The sequence below is a fragment of the Haloechinothrix sp. LS1_15 genome (assembly GCF_033042135.1).
Classification (GTDB): domain Bacteria; phylum Actinomycetota; class Actinomycetes; order Mycobacteriales; family Pseudonocardiaceae; genus Haloechinothrix.
Genome location: NZ_WBXM01000001.1, coordinates 418,644 through 443,903 on the forward strand (window position 1 = coordinate 418,644; position 25,260 = coordinate 443,903).

Annotated in this window: 23 protein-coding genes and 1 tRNA gene; 17 read left to right on the forward strand and 7 right to left on the reverse strand. The window is 69.8% G+C overall.

What is annotated here, in order from left to right:
- Positions 1–24 precede the first annotated feature (24 nt).
- From F8178_RS02010 to F8178_RS02035, 6 genes are all read left to right on the forward strand, one after another.
- Positions 25–477, forward strand: a complete 453-nt coding sequence (locus F8178_RS02010; RefSeq protein ID WP_317492849.1) for a limonene-1,2-epoxide hydrolase family protein — start codon at positions 25–27, stop codon at positions 475–477.
- Positions 478–594: 117 nt separating this feature from the next.
- On the forward strand, positions 595–2,472 hold the full coding sequence (locus F8178_RS02015; protein WP_317492850.1) for an endonuclease/exonuclease/phosphatase family protein: 1,878 nt from the start codon (positions 595–597) through the stop codon (positions 2,470–2,472).
- 97 nt (positions 2,473–2,569) lie between these two features.
- Positions 2,570–3,352 carry an ESX secretion-associated protein EspG gene (locus tag F8178_RS02020; RefSeq protein WP_317492851.1) on the forward strand — a complete coding sequence of 261 codons (783 nt, stop codon included), beginning with the start codon at positions 2,570–2,572 and terminating at the stop codon, positions 3,350–3,352.
- A gap of 96 nt (positions 3,353–3,448) precedes the next feature.
- Positions 3,449–3,931 carry a hypothetical protein gene (locus tag F8178_RS02025; RefSeq protein ID WP_317492852.1) on the forward strand — a complete coding sequence of 161 codons (483 nt, stop codon included), beginning with the start codon at positions 3,449–3,451 and terminating at the stop codon, positions 3,929–3,931.
- Between the two features lie 7 nt (positions 3,932–3,938).
- Positions 3,939–4,481, forward strand: a complete 543-nt coding sequence (locus tag F8178_RS02030) for a hypothetical protein (RefSeq protein WP_317492853.1) — start codon at positions 3,939–3,941, stop codon at positions 4,479–4,481.
- A 12-nt stretch (positions 4,482–4,493) separates the two neighbouring features.
- Positions 4,494–6,017, forward strand: coding sequence for a hypothetical protein (locus F8178_RS02035; protein WP_317492854.1), 1,524 nt, complete (start codon positions 4,494–4,496; stop codon positions 6,015–6,017).
- A gap of 119 nt (positions 6,018–6,136) precedes the next feature.
- On the opposite strand, the gene F8178_RS02040 is transcribed toward F8178_RS02035, so the two are convergent.
- Positions 6,137–6,224: transfer RNA gene (locus tag F8178_RS02040), tRNA-Ser, on the reverse strand.
- 133 nt (positions 6,225–6,357) lie between these two features.
- Between F8178_RS02040 and F8178_RS02045 the strand changes: the two genes are divergently transcribed.
- The 4 genes from F8178_RS02045 to F8178_RS02060 all read left to right on the forward strand — a co-directional run bounded on the left by F8178_RS02045 (position 6,358) and on the right by F8178_RS02060 (position 10,188).
- Complete coding sequence (locus F8178_RS02045) at positions 6,358–7,035, forward strand: ATP-binding cassette domain-containing protein (RefSeq protein WP_317492855.1); 678 nt, start codon at positions 6,358–6,360, stop codon at positions 7,033–7,035.
- On the forward strand, positions 7,032–7,793 hold the full coding sequence (locus F8178_RS02050) for an ABC transporter permease (RefSeq protein ID WP_317492856.1): 762 nt from the start codon (positions 7,032–7,034) through the stop codon (positions 7,791–7,793). The genes F8178_RS02045 and F8178_RS02050 overlap by 4 nt, the downstream gene beginning before the upstream one ends.
- 61 nt (positions 7,794–7,854) lie before the next feature.
- Positions 7,855–9,255, forward strand: coding sequence for a dihydrolipoyl dehydrogenase (gene lpdA / locus F8178_RS02055; protein WP_317492857.1), 1,401 nt, complete (start codon positions 7,855–7,857; stop codon positions 9,253–9,255).
- A 147-nt stretch (positions 9,256–9,402) separates the two neighbouring features.
- Positions 9,403–10,188: a hypothetical protein gene (locus F8178_RS02060; protein ID WP_317492858.1), complete on the forward strand. Its 786-nt coding sequence runs from the start codon at positions 9,403–9,405 to the stop codon at positions 10,186–10,188.
- A gap of 67 nt (positions 10,189–10,255) precedes the next feature.
- Here F8178_RS02060 and betT read toward each other — a convergent pair whose 3' ends face one another.
- On the reverse strand, positions 10,256–12,325 hold the full coding sequence (gene betT, locus F8178_RS02065; protein WP_396344959.1) for a choline BCCT transporter BetT: 2,070 nt from the start codon (positions 12,323–12,325) through the stop codon (positions 10,256–10,258).
- Between the two features lie 107 nt (positions 12,326–12,432).
- Positions 12,433–14,091: a choline dehydrogenase gene (betA, locus tag F8178_RS02070; protein ID WP_317492860.1), complete on the reverse strand. Its 1,659-nt coding sequence runs from the start codon at positions 14,089–14,091 to the stop codon at positions 12,433–12,435.
- Between the two features lie 114 nt (positions 14,092–14,205).
- Between betA and F8178_RS02075 the strand changes: the two genes are divergently transcribed.
- From F8178_RS02075 to F8178_RS02105, 7 genes are all read left to right on the forward strand, one after another.
- Positions 14,206–15,675 (forward strand): aldehyde dehydrogenase family protein, encoded by a 1,470-nt coding sequence (locus F8178_RS02075; RefSeq protein ID WP_317492861.1) that lies wholly within the window; start codon positions 14,206–14,208, stop codon positions 15,673–15,675.
- A 52-nt stretch (positions 15,676–15,727) separates the two neighbouring features.
- On the forward strand, positions 15,728–16,750 hold the full coding sequence (locus F8178_RS02080; protein ID WP_317492862.1) for an NADP-dependent oxidoreductase: 1,023 nt from the start codon (positions 15,728–15,730) through the stop codon (positions 16,748–16,750).
- Positions 16,751–16,825: 75 nt separating this feature from the next.
- Positions 16,826–17,068 (forward strand): heavy-metal-associated domain-containing protein, encoded by a 243-nt coding sequence (locus F8178_RS02085; RefSeq protein ID WP_317492863.1) that lies wholly within the window; start codon positions 16,826–16,828, stop codon positions 17,066–17,068.
- Between the two features lie 138 nt (positions 17,069–17,206).
- The gene (locus F8178_RS02090; RefSeq protein WP_317492864.1) at positions 17,207–18,100 is read left to right on the forward strand and encodes a MoxR family ATPase; all 894 of its coding nucleotides are present in this window, start codon (positions 17,207–17,209) and stop codon (positions 18,098–18,100) included.
- A gap of 2 nt (positions 18,101–18,102) precedes the next feature.
- Positions 18,103–19,293 (forward strand): VWA domain-containing protein, encoded by a 1,191-nt coding sequence (locus F8178_RS02095; RefSeq protein ID WP_317492865.1) that lies wholly within the window; start codon positions 18,103–18,105, stop codon positions 19,291–19,293.
- Positions 19,277–20,398 (forward strand): XdhC/CoxI family protein, encoded by a 1,122-nt coding sequence (locus tag F8178_RS02100; protein WP_317492867.1) that lies wholly within the window; start codon positions 19,277–19,279, stop codon positions 20,396–20,398. The genes F8178_RS02095 and F8178_RS02100 overlap by 17 nt, the downstream gene beginning before the upstream one ends.
- A gap of 2 nt (positions 20,399–20,400) precedes the next feature.
- Positions 20,401–21,402: an ADP-ribosylglycohydrolase family protein gene (locus F8178_RS02105; protein ID WP_317492868.1), complete on the forward strand. Its 1,002-nt coding sequence runs from the start codon at positions 20,401–20,403 to the stop codon at positions 21,400–21,402.
- Here the strand turns inward: F8178_RS02105 and F8178_RS02110 are convergent.
- From F8178_RS02110 to F8178_RS02125, 4 genes are all read right to left on the reverse strand, one after another.
- Positions 21,332–22,576, reverse strand: a complete 1,245-nt coding sequence (locus tag F8178_RS02110) for a glycosyltransferase family 87 protein (RefSeq protein WP_317492869.1) — start codon at positions 22,574–22,576, stop codon at positions 21,332–21,334. The two genes, F8178_RS02105 and F8178_RS02110, sit on opposite strands and share 71 nt — an antisense overlap.
- A gap of 74 nt (positions 22,577–22,650) precedes the next feature.
- Complete coding sequence (locus tag F8178_RS02115) at positions 22,651–23,436, reverse strand: hypothetical protein (protein ID WP_317492870.1); 786 nt, start codon at positions 23,434–23,436, stop codon at positions 22,651–22,653.
- Between the two features lie 53 nt (positions 23,437–23,489).
- Positions 23,490–24,251, reverse strand: coding sequence for a hypothetical protein (locus F8178_RS02120; RefSeq protein WP_317492871.1), 762 nt, complete (start codon positions 24,249–24,251; stop codon positions 23,490–23,492).
- A complete protein-coding gene (locus F8178_RS02125) occupies positions 24,248–25,144 on the reverse strand; it encodes an ABC transporter ATP-binding protein (RefSeq protein WP_317492872.1) in 897 nt (298 codons plus the stop codon). Before F8178_RS02125 ends, F8178_RS02120 begins: the two co-directional genes overlap by 4 nt.
- Positions 25,145–25,260 lie beyond the last annotated feature (116 nt).

A 25,260-nucleotide genomic window follows, 5' to 3' on the forward strand; every position in this document is an offset into this window, starting at 1 on the left:
CCCCAGCGCGCTGAGGGAGCCGCCATGCCCGAGTCGACACGCACCGGCACCACGCCCGAGATCGTCACCGTAGAGGAGTTCCTCTCCGCCTGCGAGGACCTGGACGTGGACCGGGCGCTGACCTACCTTGCCCCGGAGGTCGTCTACCAGAACGTGCCGCTGCCCGCGGCCCGCGGTATCAACGCCGTGGCCAAGCAGCTCCGGCTGATGGCGCGTTACGGGACGGGGTTCGAGGCGCACACGCACCGCATCGCGGCCAACGGGCCGGTGGTGCTCACCGAGCGCACCGACGTGCTGGAGGCGGGGAGTTGGCGAGCGCGGTTCTGGGTCTGCGGCACTTTCGAGGTTGACGACGGCCGGATCGTGTTGTGGCGCGACTACTTCGACTGGCTGACGGTGCTGGCGTCGGGAACCCTCGGCTGGGGCCGCGTGATCGCCAATGCCGTAGGCAAGCGGCTCGGCCACGGCGACCGCTGAACGCACTCCGTGGCACCGTTGGGCTGTTCGGTCCAACCGCGTCGACCGGACGCCTTCCGCCGTTCACCCCGGCACGCGAGGATGCGCGTGGTAAGCGAGTGGTGACGGGAGGGTGCGATGCGTACACGGCGGCCGGGTCGACGGTGGTCGTTGCTGGTGGCGGTGATGCTGGCAAGCGGGATGTGCGCACCGGCACTGCAGGCAAGCCCGCACGCGGGGGTGTTCACCGCCTGCACCACCGCGGGTTCCGACAGCGAGCAGGGCGACGTCCGGATCGCCGACATCCAGGGCACGACCCGCCTCTCACCGTTCGACGGTGAGGAGGTCAGCGAGGTCGGCGGCATCGTGACGGCGGCGCGGCCGTTCGGCTCCGCCAGGGGGTTCTGGTTCCAGGACCCCGATGGTGACGGCGACCCCCGCAGCAGCGACGGCCTGTTCGTGTTCACCGCCGACAACACCCCTGGGGTGACACCGGGGGACGAGGTGCTCGTCAGCGGTACGGTGCAGGAACGCTACCCGCGCGGTGACCACGACGGCCCGTACCCGCCGACCACCGAGTTGATCGATGCGGAGTGGACGGTTGTCTCCTCAGGTAACCCGCTGCCCGATGCCGAGCCGATCAAGCCGGACACGGTTCCCGGCGAGCTCGCCCCGCAGCCCGGCGGCTCCATCGAGGAACTCGAACTGGACCCGGACAGCTACGTGCTGGACTTCTGGGAATCGCGCGAGAGCATGCTGGTGTCGGTGACCGACGCCGGGGTCGTCGGCCCCACGACGGAACACGACGAGCTCTACGTGACGACGAAACCGGACCAGTACCCCAGTCCGCGCGGTGGAACCGTCTACACCGGATACGGCAACGACCTCACCGGGGTGCTCAAGGTTCGTTCGCTCATCCCGTTCGACGAGCGCCCCTTCCCGAGCGTGGATATCGGAGACACCCTCGACGGTGTCACCTCTGGGCCGGTGCGCTACGAGCGGTTCGGCGGATACACGGTGCACGCCACGGAGCTCGGCGAGGTACGTCCTGGCGGCATCGAGCGGCAATCCGCGCGCGCTGCGCGGTCGGAAGAGCTGTCACTGGCGACGTACAACGTGGAGAACCTGTCCGGTGTGGATCCGCAAGCGACCTTTGATGCGCACGCCGAGATTGTCGTGGACAACCTGGCTTCCCCCGACATCGTCACGCTCGTCGAGGTGCAGGACAACACCGGGCCCGAAGGTCGCGGCGACGGCGTGGTGGACGCGGATGTCACGCTGGACCGCTTCGTCGACGCGGCGGCGGATGTGGGCGGCCCGAGCTACGAGTGGCGGCAGATCAACCCGGAGGAAGGCACCGACGGCGGTCAGCCCGGCGGCAACATCCGCGTCGCGTTCCTGTTCGACCCCGACAGGGTGTCGTTCGTCGACCGCGAGGGCGGTGACGCCACTACCCCGATTGCGGTGGACAGCGATGGGGACCGGCCGCGCCTGTCGGTGTCGCCGGGGCGTGTCGAGCCGCAGCACGAAGCCTGGGAATCGAGCAGGAAACCGCTCGCCGGGGAGTTCGAGTTCGCGGGCGAGCCGGTGTTCGTGGTGGGGACCCACTTCACCTCGAAGCGCGCCGACCAGCCGCTGCACGGCCGGTTCCAGCCACCGGAGCGGTCCTCGGAGCGCCAGCGAAGGCAGCAGGCCGAGGTGGTGCGCGGGTTCGTCGACCGGCTCCTCGACACCGACCCGGAAGCCACCGTGGCCGTCGCCGGTGATCTCAACGACTTCGCGTTCTCGCCGGTGGTGCGCACCCTCACCGGAGACGGCGCGCTGCGGGCGCTGATCGAGACGTTGCCCGCAGAGCAGCGCTACAGCTACGTCTTCGAAGGCAGGTCCCAGGTGCTCGACCACATCCTGCTCTCCGAGGGCGCGGGCGAGGTGGACTTCGAGGTGGTCCGGGTCAACTCCGAGTTCGCCGACCAGGTCAGCGACCACGACCCGGCGCTGGCGCGGTTCCGCCCGTAACCAGCGCGCGTCGGTGAGCCACTCGTCCTGCCGGGATGCGGGCCGCGGGTAACCTGGCGACCGTCGGTGCGCTGGTTGCTGCGGTGAGGAGTGGGCGGTGTTCGAGGAGTTCACGCTCGAGGCAACGGCGGTGGACGTGATCGCCGAATGGTTGGGCCTTCCCCGAGGCTGGCAACCTTTCGACGTGTTGCCCGCGGCTACCACGGTCGACGAGCGTCGCGCCTACGCGGGTGAGGTCTGGCGGTGGTTGCGAGCCGAAGGAATGGTCGACCGTGACCGGATCGACGCGGACGTCGAGGCCGCGTTTCGGGTGTGGGCGGTCCCTGAGGTGCTGGTGGTGGTCAGGGCCGAGCAGGACTTCGACCCGCCGCACGTGCTCTACCGGGCGGCCGCGGCTGGCGAGCTCGGGGTGTTCTCCGAGCAGCTGGGCGAGGATATCCGGTTCCAGCTGCTCAAGGCCGACGGGTTGATCGACCACGTGGTCGGCATGTTGCCGCGGCACCAGGCGCTGCCGGTCCGGCCGCACTCCGTCGTCGTGGGCGGCACCGCCCCGGCTGTCGGCGACGGGGATGAGCCGGAACTTCCCTCACTGGCCGAGCAGGCGCGCAGGTACGACCAGCGGAACCAGGAGGGGGTACGGGCGTTCGCGCGGTGGCCGGTGACGCTGTGCGGTGGTTACGAGTTGCACTTACGGGAGCAGGACGCGCTGCGGCACGTGGGCACGATGCAGTTCTTCGACACCGAGCAGGGCCGGTACCTCGTCAACGACGAGCCGCTCGGGGCGGGCAGGCGCAGGCTTGACTTCGTTCCTTCGGACGGCTCGCACCTGCGGCGATGGCTGCACGAGGAAGTCGCCTTCGCCAGGCGCGGCGGGCGATGAGCGAAACCGTCCCACTGGCACGGCTGGCCCCGGTACCCTGGGAGGCGGTGTGTACACGTCGTTACAGGCAGTGATGCCAGGCGGGGAGGTCAACGCATGTCTGGGGACACGGGGTTCAGCGACGAACCGGTCGGCGCCTCAGGTGGGGATGTCGCGAGCGGGGCGCTGCGGGGCATGGGGATGGTGAGCCCGTTCGACACCCAGAGCGTGGATCAGTTTCATCACGGCGCGGAGACCTTCAAACAGCTGGCGGTCGACGGCCAGTTCGCGGTCAACGAGGAAGCCATGCGCGCCTACACCCGGGTGTGCGACAAGTACATCGACGGGTGGGACGAGCTGCGGTCCGAAGCGCGATGGCTTGCTCAACCGGCGCCGATGGGGTCGAGCGAGTTCGCCAAGCAGATCGCCGAGTACAACGCCAAGGTCGCCGCCGGGGACGAGCGGTTGCTGATCCCGAACCTGGAGCTGACGTATGAGGGTTTCCCGAAAATGAAGGACGGGCTGGCGATCGCGCGGCGCAACTACGACGAGACCGAAGCCGCCGCCGAGCAGGCGTTAACCGGGTTCGAGCGGGAGTGAGCCGTCCGTGCGCGCATCGTTGAAGATTGGGCTGCTGGTGGCGGTGCTGGGATTGCTGCTGGCCGGGTGTGGTCAGGAGGAAGGGACTGCCGAGCCTGAGCGGGCCGAGGTGCCTGGTGCCCAGGATGGCGCCGGGGTGGAGGACGGCCTGCTGGCACTGGACGCCTGCCAGGTGCTGGACGCCGCCGTCGAGGGTGAGGGTTTCGAGCCGGGCGAGCCACCGGACATCCGAGGCGACCATGCTTGCCACGTGAGCAAGCCTCGGGAGATCGATGTGCCCCTTGGTTTCCAGGAGGGCCCCTTTGACGTCCTGCAAGGAGACCCGGACAAGATGTTCGAAGGCGAGGTCAATGGGCGTGAAGCGATACTGATCAGGGAAAGCCTCGAAGGTGGTGGTGGGGGCCAGTGCGATATCTCGATGAAAGTCGGCGAGTCCGAGCGTGCGCTGGTCCTTGTTACGAAGATCGACCGTGACACCGACGGGGCGTGTGAGGATGTCGAACGCATCGCCGAGCAGGTGGAGCCGCAGTTGCCGGGTAGCGAGCAGTAGGGGTGAGTGCTGATGGGTGAGCCGGAAGCTGGCCCGCGCGAGTACGAGGCCGATATCCGCCAGCAGGCGCTGCGGGAGGGGCTTGCCAACCCGGCGCCCGGTGGGCTGATGAGCGGTGTGTTCCACGCGCCACGTGCCTTCGTCGAGTCGGGTCGGCAGGCCAGTGCCTATCGTGCCGAGCAGGAACGTAGCCTCGTGCAGGGGCAGGAGTTCCGCAATGACGCACCGCACACCGACGCGCATTACGAGGGTTTCAGCCACGAGCAGCTCTACGGCATGGTGCATGACGGCCTCAGTCCGGAGGACATCAACGACCGCGGTCGGCTCGTCAACAAGATCGGAAACTGGCTGCAGGAGGTCGCAGGCGAGGCGGATGAGGCGATCGGTGCCGAATCGGTCGCGTGGCAGGGCCCCGCCGCCGAGCAGGCCGGTGGATTCATGGCGGGTAGCGCGGCCTGGATGCGCGACGCGGGCCAGGGCTCGCACTTGATGTCCAACCAGTACGCTCAGCAGGCCGAAGCGGCCGCGACAGCCCGGAACAGCATGCCCGAGCCGACCGGCTTCGATCAGCAGGCCGAACTGACGGCGATGCGGCAAGAAGCCAGCTCGGGTAACCCGATCGCCGCCGCCACTCGCTACGTGGAGATCCAGCAAAAGCAGGCCGAGGCGCAGGAGCGGCACGCGGAGGCGGCGCGGGTGATGCACACCATGGACCAGCGGTACACCGAATCCGCCACGCGGCAGCCCGCGTTCGCCACGCCGCCCGATGTGGCCGGTGGTGCCGGGGGCGCGACCACGGCCAGCTCGACGGTCGGAGGCATGGCAGGCGGCGCACCGGCCGCCACGGGTGGTGCCGGGGCCATGGCCCCCGGCGGGGCGAGCGCGGTGGGAGCTCCCGGAGCCGGTCAGGCACCGGGAGCGCAGTCCGGTGCCGGTGCGGTCGGTGGTGCTGGTGCGGGATCCGCCGCGCCCGGCGGTGGCGCAGGCGGCGCCGCGGCCGCGGGCAGGCCCGGCATGGCCGGGGGGATGCCGGTCGGCGGCCCGGCTGCAGGCGGTAGCGGGGACCAGACACGGAGCGGCCCCCGGGCGGGCACGCCGCGTGGAGGCTATGCCGGTCAGCGGGTGTCGGGCGGGCCGGGCTCCGGTGGCTCAGCGGGCCGCGCCGGTGGCGGCGCGGCGGGCAGGATCCCCGGAGGTGACGGGCGCGTGCCCGGAACTGGACAAGCCCCCAGCCAAAGCAGTGGGCAGGGCAGTGCCGCGGGCCGGGGTGACGGTGTCGCGCGCGGGGGCCCGGCCGCCGCCGCGCACCAGGCGGGAGCCGGGCGACCCGGAGGTGCGGCTGGCGCGGCGGGCGCTCCCGCGCGCGGCTCGGGCAAGGACGACGAGAAGGAACGCGGCACCGCCGAGATCCTCAAGAACGAGCAGCTGTTCGAGACTGCGCACGACGGCGAGATCGAACGGGACCCCGAGACCGGCCGCCCGATTCTGCCGCGGGTGATCGGCGGCGACAGCCCAGGCAGCGACGCCGGTCGGTAGTCCGAGCCGCCCTGTGCGGGCAGTGAACAGGCAGCGCAGGAGCACTGCGGGCAACTGAGACGGGACCGAGAAACGCCGGGAGCTCCCTCACGGAGTGCCCGGCGTTTCTGCTGGTCAGCTGGCGGAGGATACGGGATTCGAACCCGTGAGGGTGTTACCCCTACACGATTTCCAATCGTGCGCCTTAGGCCGCTCGGCCAATCCTCCGTGGAAGAGGGTACCGGACGCCGTGGTCGGCGCGGAGGCGGGGCGAGCGGGCGGTGGTTACGGTGTGTGTGCCGCATGGCCGTTGCCGGGACGTGCGGTGACACAGCAGTCGACGCCTCGGGTGGAAGTTTCGGTGGCCGAAGAATCTGCCTTCGCGATCGAGGGGGTCCTGCTCCGCCTCGGCGGCAGGGCCGTGCTCGATCGTGTCTCGCTTGACGTGGCGGCACGGCGCTGCACCGCGCTGGTCGGCAGGAGCGGGTCGGGTAAGTCCACGCTGCTGCGTGTGCTGACCCGGCTGGCGGAGCCCGAGGCGGGCAGCGTGCGTTATCGGGGCGTACCGCTGCCGGAGTGGGACGTGCTCGACCTGCGCAGGCGGGTCCAACTGGTGACGCAGCACCCGGTCCTGCTGGCGGACACGGTCGCCGAGGAGATCGCCGCAGGCACCGGCCCGTTGCCGGAGGAACGGGTAGCCGGGCTGGTCACCGGGGTGGGCTTGGATGCCGGGATGGCCTCGCGCCGGACGGCGGGGCTGTCCAGCGGTGAGGCACAGCGGGTATGCCTGGCAAGGGCGCTGGCCATGGAGCCGGACACGCTGCTGCTTGACGAGCCGACGGCCGCGTTGGACAGCCACAGCGCGGCCGCGATCGAGCGGGCCGTGGAGGCGCAGCTGCGTAGCGGCGTCACCGTCCTGCTGGTCAGCCACGCCGTGGAGCAGGTGCTTCGGCTCGCCGATCACGCAGCGGTGCTGGAGGGTGGGTGCGTCACCGCAAGCGGCCCGCCCACCGAGTTGCACTATCTGGAGGAGCCGTGAACGGGACGGTGCTCGGCTGGCCGGAGGTCGCCACCTCGGTGCTGCTGGTCGCGGTCGCGGTCGCGGTCGCCGCGTGGCAGCGGCTCGGTTTGAACCGGGATATCGTCCTCGCGGCGGTACGAGCGTTCGTGCAGCTCATCGCGGTGGGGGCGGTGCTCGTGGTGATCTTCGAGCACGGTGGTGTGCCGGGCGCGCTCGGCTGGGTGGCACTCATGGTCGTCATCGCGGGGCAGGTCGCCGGGCGTCGAGGTCGCGGGGTGCCAGCGGCGCGGCTCGTCGCCACGGTGTCGGTGGGCGTGGGTTCCGGGCTTGCGCTGGTGACGCTGCTTGCGCTGGACGTCTTCCCCAGCCGCCCTTCGGTGATCGTGCCCATCGGCGGGATGATCGTGGCGAACTCCATGCAGGCAGTTGGTCTGGTGCTGCTGCGGCTCGTCGAGCACGTGGGCGAGTCTCGCCGCTCGATCGAGGCCAGGTTGCTGCTCGGCATGCCTGCGGTGGACGCGTTCGCCCCGCACCGGCGTTCCGCTGCCCGCGCCGCGCTGTTGCCCGCGATCGACGCGACCAAGGTCGTTGGTCTGATCAGCCTGCCGGGGGCGATGACCGGCATGATCCTGGCCGAGGTCGACCCGCTGACCGCGATCCGCTACCAGATCGTGGTGATGTACATGATCCTCGGCGCGGCGGCGCTGGCCGCTGCGGTTGCGGTGCCGCTTGCACAGCGACGGTTGTTCGACGACGCGCAGCGGCTATGCGTGTAGGACGTGGGGGCCGCCACTGGCCGTGCAGGCCCGCGAACCCCGTCCCATATGCTCGGTAGCCATGAGTAAGCACTTCGACGTTGTGGTTCTCGGGGCAGGCCCCGGTGGGTATGTGGCGGCGATCCGGGCGGCGCAGCTCGGACTGTCGGTGGCCATCATCGAGGAGAAGTACTGGGGAGGGGTGTGTCTCAACGTCGGGTGCATTCCCTCGAAGGCGTTGCTGCGCAACGCCGAGCTGGTGCACCTGTTCCAGCACGAGGCAGCCACGTTCGGGATCTCCGTGGACGGCTCGGTCAACGTCGACTACAGCGTGGCCTACCAGCGCAGCCGTACGGTGGCCGACGGGCGCGTCAAGGGCGTGCACTACCTGATGAAGAAGAACAAGATCACGCAGTTCGAGGGCAGGGGAACCTTCACCGGCGCGAACAGCATCGACGTCATCACCACCGACGGCGGCACCGAGTCGGTCACTTTCGGCAACTGCATCATCGCCACCGGCTCGACCACCAAGCTGCTGCCCGGCACCACGCTGTCCGAGCGGGTGGTGACCTACGAGGAGCAGATCCTGGCCGACGAGCTACCGGAGAGCATCGTCATCGCCGGTGCGGGCGCGATCGGTGTGGAGTTCGCCTACGTGCTGCACAACTACGGCGTGCGGGTCACCATCGTGGAGTTCCTGGACCGCATGGTGCCACTGGAGGACGCGGAGGTGTCCAAGGAGCTCGCCCGCCGGTACAAGCGGATGGGGATCGAGGTACTGACCGGCACCAGGGTCGACGGCATCGACGACTCCGGCGAGAACGTCACCGTCACTGTCTCCACGAACGGCGAGCAGCGCACGATCGAGACCGACAAGGTGCTGCAGGCGATCGGCTTCCAGCCCCGGGTGGACGGCTACGGCCTTGACACGCTCGGGGTGCGGCTGACCGAGCGCGGCGCGATCGATGTGGACGGCCGGTGCCGCACGAACATACCGAACATCTACGCCATCGGCGATGTGACCGCGAAGCTGATGCTCGCCCACACCGCCGAGGCGATGGGTGTGATCGCGGCGGAGACCATCGGCGGCGCGGAAACCATGGAGCTGGATTACGATATGATCCCGCGCGCGACCTACTGCCAACCGCAGATCGCCAGCTTCGGCTACTCCGAGGAGCACGCCCGGGAGCGGGGCCACGAGATCGAGGTCGCGAAGTTCCCGTTCATGGCCAACGGCAAGGCGCACGGTCTCGGTGACACGACCGGGTTCGTCAAGCTCATCAGCGACAAACGCTACGGCGAGCTGCTTGGCGGTCACCTGATCGGCCCCGAGGTCACCGAGCTGCTTCCGGAGCTCACCCTCGCGCAGCAGTGGGACCTGACGGTCCACGAGATGGCGCGCAACGTTCACGCCCACCCGAGCCTGTCGGAGGCCGTCAAGGAGGCCATCCACGGCCTCGCCGGACATATGATCAACATGTAGCGCGGGCGGGTCGAGGATGACCCGCATCTAGTCGATTCGGAACCCGCACAAGCTGGCCCGGCTCGACACCGAGACAGCCCTCGGCCGGTAGCCGGGCTGCGTCGAACATCAGGCGTGCTACCAGGGCTGGTCGTTACCATGCCCGGTATGAGAGAGCAGGGCTCGGCTGGCCGGGTCGCGCGGCGCACCTTCCTGCGCGCTGTCGGCGGTGCGGCCGCCGTCCTGGTACCGGCGGGGTGTGGAGACCCGTCGGAGCCCGGGGGCTTACCCAGCGGCGCGGAGCTCGATGACCTGCCACGGGAACCGGTCACCCTCGACGTCGCCCGATTCGACCGTGTCACCGCCTGCAGGCGAACTGCCGAGCAGATCGAAGGGCCGTTCTACCTGGAAGCGGGGCTGGTTCGCCGCGACCTCACCGAAGGGCTCCCCGGCGAGCCGCTGCGGGTGGGGCTGCGGGTGCGCGACCTCGACGCTGGCTGCGGGCCGATCCCCGATGCCGTCGTCGAGCTGTGGCAGGCCGACGCGGACGGCCTGTACTCCGGCTTCAGCGCGGCGGAGCAGGGGCGCCGGGAACGCAGCGTCGAGCACCCCGGCAGCGCCCTGCGCGGCGCGCAGGTGACCAACGGCGACGGCATCGCCGAGTTCGTCACCATCTACCCCGGGCGTTACCCGGGTCGCACGCCGCACCTCCACGTGAAGGTGCACCTCGACGAGCGCACCGTGCTGACCTCGCAGCTGTACTTCGACGAAGCGCTCAACGACGAGGTGCTGGGCAGCGGGGTGTATGCCGAGCGGGCGGCGGACGCGCCTGCCACCAGCAACGCCGAGGACGGGTTATTCGCCTCCGACCTGGTGCTGGATGTGTCGCGCGCGTCAGCGGAACTGGTCGGAGTGCTCACGCTGGATATTTCCGCCGGTGAGGGCGGGAGCTGAACGCGGCGTCGGTTCCGTCTACGGCGCTGAACGTTACGTTCAGCGCCACTCCCCGGCTGCTGGTAGCTCAGCGCTCGTCCCGGCCTTGCTCACCCTCCGGTTCGTCCTCAGCCGGTTGTACCTCGGCGGTGCCGGGGCCGTGGTCGGGTAGCGCCGAGCGCGCCGATGCCTCTCGGTGCAGCCGCAGGAACTCCAGGTGGCGCTCGTACTCATCGAGGATGTTGCCGATGAGCTGCTCCTTGCTGTAGCCCATGACGTCGTAGCCCTGGCTGCCCTCGGTCAGGTAGACCTCGAACCGCACGTAGGTGTCCTGCCCGGTCACCGACCGCATCGCGAAGGCGGGCCTGGGGTTCTCGATCGGCCAGACGCGGTAGCTGAACTCCTCGTCCGGATCCATCGGAACCTTCAGCTCCAGGTGCGGGATGCCGACCTCCTCGTCGAGCTCCTCGTTCACCGTCGCCTCCGCGCCCTGCGCACGCAGCTCCTCGGCGACCTCGGTGATCGCGGGGCGGCAGGACTCGTCGACGAAGCGCATGGCCGCCCGCTTGCCAGGGAAGGTCGTCGCTCTGGCAAGTCGCTGCCGCCAGTTCCCGCCGGCGGCAGGCCGGTCGAGCGTGGTCCGCTCCGACAGCGAGGTCGGCAGGGTCGTGTGGAACGCCTCCTCGCGGAACCGCTCGATCCGCAGCGCCCGGTACAGCCCCCATATGATCAGCAGCATCACGAACGAGAACGGCAGGCCCATGATGATGGTGGCGTTGGTCAGCGCGTCCACCCCGCCGACGATGAGCATGGCCAGCGTGAGCAGGCCGGTGGCCGCGGCCCAGAAGATCCGTAGCCACGGCGAGGCATCGGTCAGCGGGGTCCGCAGATGGGAGCTGAGGTTGCTCATCACCAGCGCGCCGGAGTCCGCCGAGGTGACATACAGCAGTAGCCCCACCACCGTCGCCAGCCCGGCGCTGAAGGTGACCGCGGGGTACTGCGTGAGCAGCGAGTAGAAACCCTGCTCCGGCGCGTTCATCGCGGTTTCGCCGAAGTCCGTGTCACCCGCCCGGACCACGCTGAGCGCGCTGTTGCCGAAGATCGACAGGAAGGTCAGCGTGAATAGCAGCGGGATGATCAGCGTGGCCGAGACGAACTGCCGGATGGTGCGGCCGCGCGAGATCCGCGCGAGGAACAACCCCACGAACGGCGCCCAGGCGATCCACCAGGCCCAGAAGAACAGCGTCCACGCGTTGAGCCACTCGGTCGGCTGGTCGTAGGCGAAGGTGTTCAGCGTCATCGACGGGAAGCGACTGACGTAGTCGCCGATGTTGAGCACGAGTGCGTTGAGCAGCCTGATGGGGCTCTCGTAGATCAGCACGTAGAGCATCAGCACGATCGCCAGCAGCACGTTGAGTTGGGACAGCCGCCGGATGCCCCGGTCGACACCCGCCACGGCGGAGATCGTCGCCACGATCGCGGCCACGGCGATCAGACCGACCTGCGCGGCGAGCCCTTCCGGGATGTCGAAGAGGAAGTTCAGCCCGTAGTTGAGCTGCACGACGCCGATGCCGAGCGATACCGAGATGCCGAAGACCGTGCCGACGATGGCCGCGAGGTCCACCGCGTCGCCGATACGTCCGTGAATGCGCCTGCCGATCAGCGGGTACAGCGCGGAGCGGATCGCCAGCGGCAGGCGGTAGCGGAAGGCGAAGTAGCCGAGCACCATACCCATTAGCGCGTACATCGCCCAGCCCGTGATGCCGTAGTGGAACAGCGTCCACACCACGGCCTGCCGCGCGGCCTCGATGGTCTCCGGGTCCCCCTCAGGGGGTGCGAGGTAGTGGGTGACCGGCCCGGCGACGGAGAAGAACATCAGGTCGATCCCGATGCCTGCCGCGAACAGCATGGCTGCCCACGCGAAGACGCCATAGTCCGGGGTGGAGTGTTGCGGGCCCAGTTTGATCTTGCCGTAACGCGACGCCGCGAAGAAGATCACGAATCCGAGGTACAGCGTCGCGACGAGGAAGTAGTACCAGCCGAATCCCTCGGAGATCCAACCGACGAGCGTGCCGATGGCCGACTCCGCGCCGATCGGCGTAATGATCGCCCAGATCGAGATCGCGAGAATCAACACCGAGGAGCCGAAGAAGACCACCGGCTTGAGCTTGCGTGGCTTCGCGGGGGTGGTCGACGTGTTCGCCGTGACCGGCGCTTGGTCGCGGCTACGCTGATCGTCCTCTGACACGGTAACGGCCCTCCTGACTACCCCTCATCGACACGGTGCCGGTAGAAGTCCACGGGGGACGGCGGCAATGGGGTGTTGCCGAGGATGAGGTCGGCAGCCTTTTCCGCGAGCATCATCACCGGCGCGTAGATATTGCCGTTGGTGATGCTGGGCATGGCCGAGGCGTCGACGACGCGCAGGCCGTCGACTCCGTGGACGGCCATGGAGTCAGGATCCACAACGGACATATCATCGGTTCCCATGCGTGCGGTGCAGCTCGGATGGTAGGCGGTCTCGGCGTCGGCGGCCACCCAGTCCAGGATCTCCTCGTCGGATTCCACCTCGCCGCCGGGCGAGAGTTCCCCGGCGTCGTAGTCGGCGAACGCGGGTTGGCGGAGGATGTCCCGTGCCACGCGAACCGCCTCGACCCACTCCTTCCGGTCGCGCGGCGTCGACAGGTAGTTGAACCGCAACGCCGGGTGCACCCTCGGGTCGGTTGAGGTGATTTTCACCGAGCCGCGGACGTCGGAGTACATCGGGCCGATGTGCACCTGGTAGCCGTGCTCGGCGTCGACCGGCGTCCCGTCGTAGCGCACCGCGATCGGCAGGAAGTGGAACATCAGGTTCGGGTAGTCGACCTCGTCGTTGCCGCGTACGAAACCGCCTGCCTCGAAATGGTTGGTCGCAGCAGGGCCGCTGCGGCGCAGCAGCCACTGCAAGCCGATCTTTGGGCGGTACCGGAGCTTGAGTGAGGGGTTGAACGAAACCGGCTGCTTGCACGCGTGCTGGATGTACACCTCGAGGTGATCCTGCAGGTTCTCCCCCACTCCCGGCAGCGGCTGCACCGTGTCGATACCGAGGGCCGCGAGCTCGTCCGGGTTGCCGATACCGGACAGCTGCAGCAACTGGGGTGTGTTGATCGCCCCGCCGCACAGGATCACCTCTCCGCCGTAGGCTTCCCGCCGGGCCCTGCCCCACCGGCGGTAGGCGACCCCCACCGCCCGCTTGCCCTGGAACAGCAGCTGGTCGACCTGGGAGAAGCACCGCACCGTCAGGTTCGGCCTCCGCTTGACCGGATGGAGGTAAGCGCGTGCCGCCGACCACCGCCGCCCCCGCCGGATGGTCGCGTCGAAGCGAGCGAACCCCTCCTGCCGGTAGCCGTTGACATCCGCGGTCAGCGGGTACCCCGCCTGCTGCGCCGCTTCGAGGAACGCACCGAACAGCGGGTTGGCCGCCGCGCCGCGTTCCAGCCACAGCGGACCACCCTGGCCGCGCCACTCGTCGGCACCCGCCACGCAGTGCTCCATACGCTTGAAGTAGGGCAGGCAGTGTGCGTAGTCCCAGCGCTGCATCCCGGGAGCGCTTGCCCAGCGCTCGAGATCGAGCGGGTTGCCACGCTGGAAGATCATCCCGTTGATGGAACTCGATCCCCCGAGCAACTTGCCACGACCGTGGCTCACCCGCCTACCTCCCATGAACGGTTCCGGCTCGGAGAGGTAGCACCAGTCGTAGAGCCGGTTGCCGATGACCATGGTCAGCGCGGCTGGCATGTGGGTCAGCACGTCCCAGGTCCAATCCGGCCTGCCTGCTTCCAGCACGAGGACCTTGGTTCGCGGGTCCGCGGACAGCCGGTTCGCCAGCGCGCAGCCTGCCGAGCCGCCACCCACGATGATGTAGTCGTACTCCACTCGGCTCATGCCCGCTCCTCTACGCCGCGCGCGTGCCGCTGGACTTATCTAGTGTGGAAGGAGCAGGCAACGGGCGCAAACGGAGCAGTCCGTCCCTTGATCCGACGCCGAAAGGGACCCGCGATGTCCAGTTTGTTCATCCAGGGAACGTGGGTAACCGCCTCGGGCGGCGCGACCCGCGATGTCATCAACCCGTACGACCGGTCCGTCGCCCGGACGGTGGACGAGGGGGACCAGGCGGACGCCCGTGCGGCGGTTCTCGCCGCACGGGCCGCCTTCGATGATGCCGACTGGCGCACCTGGACCGCACGCGGGCGTGGCGACCTGCTGCGGCGGGTTGCCGAGCTGCTGCAGCGGGACCGGGAGGACATCGCCAGGCTGGAGACCCTGGACACCGGAAAGACCCTGGTCGAAAGCCGTGTCGACGTCGACGACGTGACGGGGGTGTTCCGTTACTACGCAAGCCGGGCCGAGGCCGATCCCGGTCGCCTTGTCGACGCGGGTACCCCGGCCGTGCGCAGCCGGGTCGTGCATGAGCCGGTAGGGGTGTGCGCGTTGATCACCCCATGGAACTATCCCCTGCTCCAGGCATCCTGGAAGGTCGCGCCCGCGCTGGCCGCGGGCAACACGCTGGTGATCAAACCCAGTGAGATCACCCCGCTGACCACGATCGCCATGGTGCGGCTGATCGAGGAAGCAGGCGTGCCCGCTGGCGTGGTCAACCTGGTTCTCGGTCCCGGCGCGACGGTCGGTGCGGCACTGGTGGACGACCCCAGGGTCGATCTGGTGTCGTTCACCGGCGGTCTGGACACCGGAAGGCAGATCATGCGCTCCGCCGCGGAACACGTGACCACGGTGGCGCTCGAACTGGGTGGCAAGAACCCCAACATCGTCTTCGCTGATGCCGATCTCGAGACCGCGATCGACTACGCCCTGATCGCGGCTTTCCTCCACGCGGGACAGGTGTGCTCGGCGGGAACCCGGTTGATCGTCGCCGACGAGGTGCACGACGACTTCGTCGCCGGGCTGGCCGAACGTGCCGAGGCGATCCGGCTGGGCAGCGGGTTCGACCCGGACGCCGAGTGCGGCCCGCTGGTCTCGGCCGAGCACCGGGCTAAGGTCGAGTCTTACGTCGAGCTCGGCCTCCGGGAGGGGGCGCGGCTGGTCGCCGGCGGTAAGCGCCCGGACGAGCCCGGGTTGCGTGACGGTTACTTCTACCGCCCGACGGTGTTCGACGATTGCCGCAGCGATATGCGAGTCGTGCAGGAGGAGACGTTCGGGCCGATCGTGACGGTGGAGCGCTTCACCGAGGAGGCCGCCGCCATCGAGCTGGGTAACGACACCGACTACGGCCTCGCCGGTGCGGTGTGGACCAGCGATCCGGGCAGGGCCGAGCGTGTGGCGAGGAGCTTGCGCCACGGCACGGTGTGGATCAACGATTTCGGCCCCTACCTGCCGCAGGCCGAGTGGGGCGGGTTCAAGCGCTCCGGCATCGGCAGGGAGCTCGGTCATGAAGGGCTGGCCGAGTACCAGCAGGCCAAGCACATCTACGAGAACACCGAGCCAGCGCCGCAGCGTTGGTTCGCCGGGTGAGGCCACGCGCAGTGCCGTGCCGCGCCGGTCGCGGCTGTGGCAGGCTCGCGGTATGACGATTCCAGCGACAGCTACCGAGATCCACTTGGCATCCCGACCGGTCGGACTGCCGACCAGCGAGAACTTCTCGCTGGTGGAGGCCCCGGTGCCCGACCCCGGTGAGGGCGAGGTGCTCGTGCGCAACGACTACCTCTCGGTGGATCCCTACATGCGGGGGCGCATGAACGACGTCAAGTCCTACGTCCCGCCGTTCGCGGTGGGTGAGGTGATGGACGGTGGCGCGGTCGGCACTGTGGTCGCCTCCCGATCGGACGAGCTCTCCGTCGGCGACACCGTGCTGCACAACTACGGGTGGCGGGAGTACGCGTCCGGGCCGGCACGCCACTTCCGCCTGGTGGACACCACGGCGGTTCCCGCCAGTTGTTACTTGAGCGTGCTCGGCATGCCGGGGCAGACCGCGTACTTCGGGCTGCTGGACGTGGCGGCGATGCGACCCGGTGACACGGTGTTCGTCTCCGGCGCCGCGGGCGCCGTCGGCAGCCTGGTAGGCCAGTTCGCGAAGTTGCGCGGCGCGAAGCGGGTGATCGGCTCGGCTGGTTCGGCGGAGAAGGTCTCCTACCTCCGCGAGGAGCTCGGCTTCGACGCGGCGTTCGACTACCGCAGCGGGCCCGTCGGCGAGCAGCTGGCCGAGGCCGCGCCCGGCGGGATCGACGTGTACTTCGACAACGTCGGTGGTGACCACCTCGAGGCCGCACTGACCCAGCTGCGGACGTTCGGGCGGATCGCGATGTGCGGTGCGATCACGCAGTACAACAACACCGAGCCTGCGCCGGGACCGCGCAACCTGTTCCTCGCGGTGACCAAGCGGCTGCGCATGCGGGGCTTCATCGTCACCGACTTCAGTGAGCGCACCGGCGAGTTCCTCGCCGAGGTGTCGCGGTGGGTCGCGGCGGACCAGGTGAGCGTGCGCGAGACCGTGTACTCGGGTATCGGCAGCGCACCGGATGCCTTCCTCGGGCTGTTCGCGGGGGACAACACCGGCAAGATGCTCGTACGTCTCGGCCGCACCACCTGAGTACAGTATACCCGTACGGGGTATACTGGTGGGCGTCACGACGTATGGGTGAGCATCGGGAAAGGAGCCGTTGCGATGACCGAGAACAGCACAGGCGCCGGCCACACCACGACCTACACCGTCAGCGGGATGTCCTGCGGGCATTGCGCGCAGGCGGTCCGCGACGAGGTCGGTGCGCTCACGGGCGTCACCGAGATCGCGGTGGATGTCGAGTCGGGCGCGGTGACGGTGAGCAGTGAGCAGCCGCTGCCGGAGGAGTCGGTGCGCGTGGCCGTCGCGGACGCCGGGTACGAGCTGACGGGCACGGCCGCCGCGTAACGACCCTCCCGTGCGGGTGAGCTGGTCCCGGTACGGCCGGGGGTCACCGGCGTTCGTCAGTTCCGACAACGCGGCCCGGCCGCTGTTGGACGGCGCGGACAAGTGTGTACCCCGGGCGTGCCGGGCTAGGCTCATGGTGTGACCGTCGATACAGCAGCGCCGAGCACGCCGGAGGAGCTCGCGGCCGCGCTCGAACGCACCGGCTACCTGCCGGATACCGGGCTGGCCACCGCCGCGTTCCTGGCCCGCACCATGGCACGCCCGCTGTTCTGCGAGGGCGAGCCGGGCACCGGCAAGACCTCGCTGGCCGCGGCGCTGGCCGAGGGGCTCGGGCTGCCACTGATCCGGCTGCAGTGCCACGAGGGCATCGACGCCACGCAGGCGCTGTACGAGTGGGACTTCGCCAGGCAGCTGCTGCACCTGCGCGCGCTGGAAGCGGCAACCGACACGGGCCTCGACGCCGATGCTGCCGAGCAGTCGATCTACACGCGCCGCTTCCTGCTGGAACGTCCGTTGCTTCGGGCGCTCACCGAGGCGCCGTGTGTGCTGCTGGTCGACGAGATCGACAGGGCGGACGACGAGTTCGAGGCTTTCCTGCTCCAGCTGCTCGACGAGAACGCAGTCACCATCCCCGAACTCGGTGAGATCCGCGCCGAGGTGCCACCGCTGGCGGTGCTGACCTCGAACCGCACGAGGGAAGTGCACGACGCGCTGAAGCGGCGCTGCCTCTACCACTGGCTGGAGCATCCCGAGCTGAGCAGGGAGATCGCGATCCTGCGGAGCAGACTGCCCGGCATCAGTGACGACCTCGCGAGACAGGTCGCCACCGCGGTACAGCGCATCAGGAGCATGGAGCTACTGAAACCGCCGGGGGTAGCGGAATCGCTGGACTGGGCAAGGGCGCTGCAGGCGCTCGACTGCAGCGTGCTGGACGCCGAGACCGCCACGCGCAGCCTCGGCGCCGTACTGAAATACCGGGAGGACGCCGACCGCTTGCGGTCGGCAGGCATCGACACGTTGCTCGCGGGGTAGCCATGGCCCGGTCGAACGCCTCCCACATACCCACCATCCGTGCCGGAAGGGGCGGTGACCGCGACGGGCACCGCGCGCAGCCGGATGTGCTGCCGGGGCTCGTCGGGTTCACCCGCGCGTTGGCCCGCGCGGGGCTACCGGTGGGAACCGATGCCGCCGCCGCGTACCTCGCAGCGGTGCGCGCCGTGGACGCCGTCGATGTCGAGCAGGTGTACTGGGCAGGCCGGGCCACGCTGTGTTCGAACCCGGACGAGTTCGACACCTACGACGCCGTGTTCGCCCGCTGGTTCGGCCCCGACACCGCTCGCTCGGTGCGGGCCAGCCGCCAGGAGCCCCGGCATGCCGAGCTCGTGCCGCTTGGCGGGACCGGTACCGGCAAGCCGGAGGAGCCGGAGATCGAACCCGGAGCACACGCCGTGGCAGCCAGCGACACCGAAGTGCTGCGCAGGCGCGATATCGGCGAGCTGACCGAAGCCGAGCGGGAGCACCTGCGCCGGATGCTGGCGCTGTTGCGGCCTGCCCCGCCGATGCGCCGCTCGCTGCGGCTGCGGCCTGCCCGGCGCGGATCGCTCGATCCCCGCAGGACGGTGCGGGCCATGCTGTCAACAGGGGGCGAACCACTGCGGTTGGCCCGCCGCGGGCACGCCGTACGGCCCCGCAGGGTCGTGCTGCTGATCGACATCTCCGGTTCCATGCGGCCCTACGCGGACGCGCTGCTGCGGTTCGCGCACGCGACGGCCCGCCGCACCCCGGGTGCCGTAGAGGCGTTCACCCTCGGCACCCGGCTCACCCGCGTATCCCGCCAACTGCGGCAACGCGACCCCGAGCGCGCGCTGGCCGCCGCCAACCGTTCGGTGGAGGACTTCGCAGGAGGCACCCGGCTGGGGGATACCCTGCGGACCTTCCTCGACCGCTGGGGACAACGTGGCGTGGCCCGGCAGTCGGTCGCGGTCGTCTTCTCCGACGGCTGGGAACGGGGGGACGCTGCCACGCTCGGCGAGCAGGTGGCGCGGCTACGTAGGCTCGCCCACGCGGTGCTGTGGGTCAATCCGCACGCCGGTAAGGACGGCTACGCGCCGGTGCAAGGCGGGATGGCGGCCGCCCTGCCGCATGTGGACAGGTTGCTGGCCGGGCACAGCCTGGCCACACTCGATCGACTCGTTGAGGAGATCCGCGATGCGCGACGTACTTGACCAGCTCAGTCAGCGCCTGGCCGCGGGCGAGTCGGTCGCGGTCGGTACTGTCGTGGCGACGTTCTCGTCGGCTCCACGGTCGGCGGGTGCGGCGATGCTGGTCACCGAGGACGGCACCGTCGCGGGCAGTGTCTCCGGCGGCTGCGTCGAGGGCGCGGTCTACGAGGTGGCACAGCAGGTGCTTGCCGACGGGCGGCCCGCGCTGCAGCGGTACGGCGTCTCCGACGACGACGCGTTCTCGGTCGGTCTGACCTGCGGTGGAACCATCGACATCTTCGTGGAGCGATTCACCGCGAGCGAGTTTCCCGGCTACGCCGAGCTGTGCGACTCGGTGGCAGGAGAGCACGCCGTCGCGGTGGCCACCGTGATCGAGCATCCCGATCCCGACCGTGTGGGCGCCCGCATGGTGGTCTGGCCGCAGGGAGCCGACGGTTCCCTCGGCTCGGCGCGTGCCGACGACGCGGTCGGCGACGACGCACGTGGCCTCCTGGCCAACGGCCGCAGCGGCACCCTTCACTACGGTCCCGATGGGCAGCGGCGGGGCGAGGGGATGACCGTGTTCGTCAACTCCTTCGAACCCGCGCCGCGCCTGCTGGTGTTCGGCGCGATCGATTTTGCGCGCGCGATGGCGCGCGTCGGCGCCTTCCTCGGCTACCGGGTGACGGTGTGTGACGCGCGGCCCGTGTTCGCCACGACGGCGCGGTTCCCCGAGGCGCACGAGGTGGTGGTCGATTGGCCGCACCGATACCTGTCCGCCCAGGTGGAGCAGCAAGCGGTGGATGAGCGTACCGCGGTGGCGGTGCTCACCCACGATCCCAAGTTCGATGTTCCGGTGCTGGAGGTGGCACTGCGTGCCAAACTGGGTTATGTGGGCGCCATGGGATCCCGGCGCACCCATGCCGACCGTGTGGAGCGGTTGCGGGCGGCGGGCCTGACCGACGGGGAGCTGGCGCGGCTGGCCTCACCGATTGGGCTCGATCTTGGTGCGCGTACCCCGGAGGAGACCGCGGTCTCCATCGCGGCAGAGATCATCGGCCTTCGCTGGGGCGGCAGTGGCCGCAGGCTCAGCGAACTGAGTGGACGGATTCACCCCGAGGTGAACTAGGAATGACCGGTCGGGAGCAGCGGATCCTCGGCCTGCTGCTCGGCACCGCGCTCGGCGACGCCTTCGGCGCGGCCTTCGAGGGACGGCCCTTCGTCGACGGCTCGGAGGTCGACGCGGCGACCGCACCGTTGGCCTCGGCGGAGGTACTGGTGCACACCGACGACACCGCGCTCACGCTGGTGCTCGCCGAGCACATCGCCGATCGCGTCGCGGGCCGTGCGGCGGTGGCCGACCCGTTGGACGAGGATGCGCTGGCGCGGGAGTTCGCCGCCGCGTGGCGCGGTGAACCGTGGCGCGGTTACGGCTCGGGTGCGGCCTTGATCTTCAAGCTCATCTGCGAAGGAGCGCCGTGGCGGGAGGCCACCTACTCGCTGTTCGGCGGCGCGGGCTCGTACGGTAACGGCGGGGCGATGCGGGCCGCTCCCGTCGCGATCGCGGGCAACGGGCTGCACCTGGCTGCCGAGCTGGGGCGGCGCCAGGCGGTGCTCACCCACGCCCACGAACACGGCCAGCGCGGCGCCGAGCTGCAGGCCGCGGCGAGCTACCTGGCGCTGGAGCGGGACCCGGCGCCGCTGGTGCTGGACGCCGACCAGTTCCGGCAGGATCTGGCCAGGGTGGTGCGGTCCCGGGAATGGCACGAGAAGCTCGACCGGATCGGCGAGTTGTTGCTGACCGGGGCACCCCCCGAGCACGCGGCCAGGGCGCTCGGTAACGACGTCTCCGCGCTCGGCTCGGTGCCGCTGGCGCTGCTGGCCTTCCTTACCACCCCGGACGACCCGGTCGCCACCGTCCGTTACGCGATCCGGGCCGGTGGCGACACCGACACGATCGCCGCGATGGCCGGTGCGCTGTCCGGCGCGCGCAACGGTGTCGCGGCGCTGCCGGAGAGTTGGATCGCGCGGGTGGAGGCGCGGCAACGGATCGAGCGCGTCGCTAACCGGCTGTCCGGCTACCGGCCCGCAGGGCTCGAGCCACCGCATAGCCGATCACCAGGGCCGCCGTGAACCAGGTGTAGGAGTTACCGAGGAGCTGCTCGGCGAGCGTCCACTCCAGCTCGGCATCGTCACCACCGGGCACCCGGTGGAACGGGCCGAGAACGAATAGCGTGGCGGTGGCCGTCGCGGCCAGCAACCACGGTAGCGCAGCTACGCTGTCGCGCTGCCACCACCGGCCCGCGTAGCCTGCCATGACCAGGACCGCAGGCGCGACCCACACCCAGTGATGCGACCAGGAGGTCGGCGAGGCCAGCAGCGCCAGCGCGGCGTTGAGCAGCAGCGCCAGCTCCGGCGGTGACCGGCGCATTGCGAGGACCACCGCGGCCAGCAGCACCGCGACCAGCAGCAGCCACAGCAACGTGTGCGCGGGCTCGGCCAGGTCGTAGCGCGCCAGGCTCGCCTCGACGGTCTGGTTGGTCAGAAACGGCGAGCCGCTGAAACCCGAGGTGGCCGCGGCGCCGTCGCCCCAGTACCGTAGCGAGGCCCCGGCATCGACCAGGAAACCGGCAGCGGTGGCCAGCACCATGGTGGCCACCGCGACCAGCGACGCGCGGGCGTCCTTGCGGAGCAGGAAGAACAGCAGGAATGCCGCGGGGGTCAGCTTGATGGCCGCGGCCAACCCCACCCCGATCCCGCGTGGCCACCAGGGTTCGCGGGCCAGGCAGTCCACCGCGACCAGCCCCATCAGCAGCAGGTTGACCTGCCCGAACGTGAACGTCTCGCGGAGCGGTTCGAGCAGCAGCGCGGGCGGGAGCGCGGCCGCGGCGACCACCAGCGCTGCCCGCACCTCCAGGTCCGGCCAGACCCGCCGGGCCACCACGTAGAGCGTGGCCACCACGCACACCACGTTGACCGCGAAGATCGTGGCCACCGCCTGAGCCCACGGCAGCATCGCGAGAGGGGCGAACACCGCGACCGCGAAGGGCGGGTAGAGGAACGGCAGGTGGTTTCCCGCGCTGGTCGGCGGCAGCAGGCCGTAGATGTCCTCGCCCCCGCGCCAGGCCTCGACCGCGAACCGGTACACCTGCAGGTCATGCAGCTCGCCGTCGAACACCCCCGCGTGCCAGGCAAGTAGCAGCGCGAGCGCCACCACGCCGATCGGGAGCAGCGCGCCTGCCGCGAGCGCCCGTTCGCCGGGCGTCCGCCCGCCCTGCTCCCTGGACAGTGCCCTGTGTCGCGGCATCTGCCGTCCTCGCTGCGGTCGGGCCGACCGGCTGGCGGGCTCGCCCGGCTGCCGCCCTGCTTGCTGTCGTCGGGTCAGCGGGCGGGAATCACGGGGACCTCGGGCTCCAGCCGGCGGTAGGCGTGCGCGTGCAGTGACACAGTGTACTGACCATCGGGAAGCAGCTGTGGATGGCCGTCGAGGGTGGCCTCGGTTGCGGTGTCGAGCTCCACGGTGACCTCACCGGTGGCGATGCGCAGGTTGGTGCCGAGACCGTCGGTGCCAGTCTCCACGAGGCTGCCGTTGGCCACCGGCTCCACGGCTAGCGTGTCGGCTGTCCCGGCGGTCGCCGCGCCGATCCGGTAGCTCACCGGGCCGGAGATCGCGAGCCGGGTCGCTACCGCATCGCGAGCGGTCGTCCGGTAACCGGCCGGTTGTTCCGGCTCCGTATCGGACGCTGCGTAGGCGACATCCACGACGAGCGCGGGCTCGTGACCGCCGCCGTCACCGCCGTCCCCACTCGGGTCGAGCAAGGTGGCCTGCCAGTGCGCGGCGCAGCGCCGGGCCAGCGGCAGCACCGACGCGCGGGCGGCCACCACGAGCCGAATGTCGCCGGAGTCGGGGATCGCCCCGAATGAAGGCGCCGCCGCCAGGTCGGTTACCCACCAGCCGTGCTCGCGCACGGCCGTGGCGATCATGGTGCGGAACTCGCGGCTGTCACGGTCGAACCCGCGGACCACGGCGACACCACTGCCGCGCAACTCGCGCGAGGCCAGGCCGTGCTGCTCCGGCGCGGCCAGCAGCCGGTCGACCGTGGCGCGGGCGGGATCGTCGGGCAGGCCAGGGCCCAGCCCGGTCGGGCGGGTCGATCGCGAGGTCATACGGCGACCGTACAACCCCCGCTCGGCGCTGTGTACGGTGAAGATGATCACCCTCACGCGATGTCGCGGCGCACCGACAGCCAGCTTCCCAGCGCGCAGAAGACCAGCGCGTAGCCGGCCAGCAGCAGACCGCCCTGCCACGGCTGCACGTGCTCGATCACCGGGTCGGTTGTGGCAGTGAGCGCCTCGCTTGCCCCACCAGGGGAGTACGGGTAGTAGTCGCGCACCACCGGCAGACCCCGCACGAACGCCTCGATGACGAACAGGTACACCAGCGCCCCGACCACCGCGGCGATCTGGTTTCTCACCAGCGCGCCGATACCGACCCCCAGCAGCGTGTACAGCGCGACGGCCGCGATCACTCCGGCCATGGTGCCTGGTACGCCGTGCTGGGTCAGCGAGAGCTCGGTGTCGATCGCCGCGAGCCACGGTGCGGCGATCGCGATCGCGACGAGCAGGGTCAGTGCGCCGAACACGACACCGACCACCGCGTAGGCGACCAGCTTGGCCGCGATGACCCGGTCCCGTCGCGGGGTGGCCAGGAAGGTCGGGGTGGCGGTCTGGTGGCGGAACTCGCCGGTCACCGCGATGATCCCGAGCAGCAGCGCGAAGGTGCTCGCCCCGGTGGCCGTGGCGAACAGGTTGCGCTGTCCCTCTGGGGTCGACACGGGCGGGTTGGGATTCTCGGCCATCCCGTCGAGGCCGATAGTGATCGCCAGGAACGCGCTCGCCAGCGCCAAGCCGCCGAGCGTCAACCCCAGCCACAGCTTGGTGGTGAACAGTTTGTCGAACTCGGCCCTGACCAGTCGGATCATGGCTGACCTCCCGCCTGGCTCGGGGCAGGCTCCGCGTCACCAGTACCGGTGCCGGTATCTCCGGCTTCGTTCTCGGTAAGCGTGAAGAAGATCTGCTCGAGGTCGCTGGCCTCGGCGGTCAGCTCGTGCAGCTCCACACCGTTAGTGAACGCGAGGTGCCCGACGGTGGCCGTGTCCACCCCGGTCACCCGGAGCCGTTCGCCGTCGAGTCGCTCGACGGCGGCGTGGGCATCAAGGGCGTTCGCCAGCCGCTCGGCCTCGGGGCTGCTCACCCGCACCGCGTGCCGGTGCTCCCTGGCGAGCTCGGCCAGTTGCCCCTGCTTGACCAGCCTGCCGCGATTGATAATCACCACGTCGTCGGCGATCTGCTGCATCTCCCGCAGCAGGTGACTGGATACCAGCACGGTTCGGCCCTGCTCGGCGAGTTGCCGGAGCAACTGCCGCATCCACGCGATGCCCTCCGGGTCGAGCCCGTTGGCAGGTTCGTCCAGGATCAGTACCGGCGGGTCGCCGAGCAGGGCCGCGGCCAGCCCGAGTCGCTGCCGCATGCCGAGCGAGTACTGCCCGGCCTTGCGCCCTGCCGCGGCGGCGAGTCCCACCAGCTCGAGTACCTCGTCGGCACGTGAGTGTGCGATGCCCGCCGCCCGGCAGTACACCCGGAGGTGATCGCGGCCGGTGCGCCGCGGGTGGAAGCTGGAGGCTTCCAGCATCGCACCGACCGTGTGGGTGGGTGCTGCCAGCTCGGCGTAGCGGCTGCCGCCGATGGTCGCGGTGCCGTCGCTCGGGCTGATCAACCCGAGCAGGCAGCGCAGCGTCGTGGTCTTGCCCGCGCCGTTCGGCCCGAGGAATCCGGTCACAGTGCCGGGCTCCACGGTGAAGCTCAGCTCGTTCACGGCCTTCACCCTGCCGAAGACCTTGGTGAGGCCGGATACCTCGACACGGTGCCCCGCAGTAGGCGCAGCGGAAGTAGTGGACGCACTGGCCGCTGTCGTCACAGCACCCCCAGTTC

Coding starts and splice junctions, on each gene's coding strand:
- F8178_RS02010 (WP_317492849.1), top strand. CDS start 25: ATGCCCGAGTCGACACGCACCGGCACCACGCCCGAGATCGTCACCGTA.
- F8178_RS02015 (WP_317492850.1), top strand. CDS start 595: ATGCGTACACGGCGGCCGGGTCGACGGTGGTCGTTGCTGGTGGCGGTG.
- F8178_RS02025 (WP_317492852.1), top strand. CDS start 3,449: ATGTCTGGGGACACGGGGTTCAGCGACGAACCGGTCGGCGCCTCAGGT.
- F8178_RS02035 (WP_317492854.1), top strand. CDS start 4,494: ATGGGTGAGCCGGAAGCTGGCCCGCGCGAGTACGAGGCCGATATCCGC.
- lpdA (WP_317492857.1), top strand. CDS start 7,855: ATGAGTAAGCACTTCGACGTTGTGGTTCTCGGGGCAGGCCCCGGTGGG.
- F8178_RS02060 (WP_317492858.1), top strand. CDS start 9,403: ATGAGAGAGCAGGGCTCGGCTGGCCGGGTCGCGCGGCGCACCTTCCTG.
- betA (WP_317492860.1), bottom strand. CDS start 14,091: ATGAGCCGAGTGGAGTACGACTACATCATCGTGGGTGGCGGCTCGGCA.
- F8178_RS02075 (WP_317492861.1), top strand. CDS start 14,206: ATGTCCAGTTTGTTCATCCAGGGAACGTGGGTAACCGCCTCGGGCGGC.
- F8178_RS02080 (WP_317492862.1), top strand. CDS start 15,728: ATGACGATTCCAGCGACAGCTACCGAGATCCACTTGGCATCCCGACCG.
- F8178_RS02085 (WP_317492863.1), top strand. CDS start 16,826: ATGACCGAGAACAGCACAGGCGCCGGCCACACCACGACCTACACCGTC.
- F8178_RS02095 (WP_317492865.1), top strand. CDS start 18,103: ATGGCCCGGTCGAACGCCTCCCACATACCCACCATCCGTGCCGGAAGG.
- F8178_RS02100 (WP_317492867.1), top strand. CDS start 19,277: ATGCGCGACGTACTTGACCAGCTCAGTCAGCGCCTGGCCGCGGGCGAG.
- F8178_RS02105 (WP_317492868.1), top strand. CDS start 20,401: ATGACCGGTCGGGAGCAGCGGATCCTCGGCCTGCTGCTCGGCACCGCG.
- F8178_RS02110 (WP_317492869.1), bottom strand. CDS start 22,576: ATGCCGCGACACAGGGCACTGTCCAGGGAGCAGGGCGGGCGGACGCCC.
- F8178_RS02115 (WP_317492870.1), bottom strand. CDS start 23,436: ATGACCTCGCGATCGACCCGCCCGACCGGGCTGGGCCCTGGCCTGCCC.
- F8178_RS02120 (WP_317492871.1), bottom strand. CDS start 24,251: ATGATCCGACTGGTCAGGGCCGAGTTCGACAAACTGTTCACCACCAAG.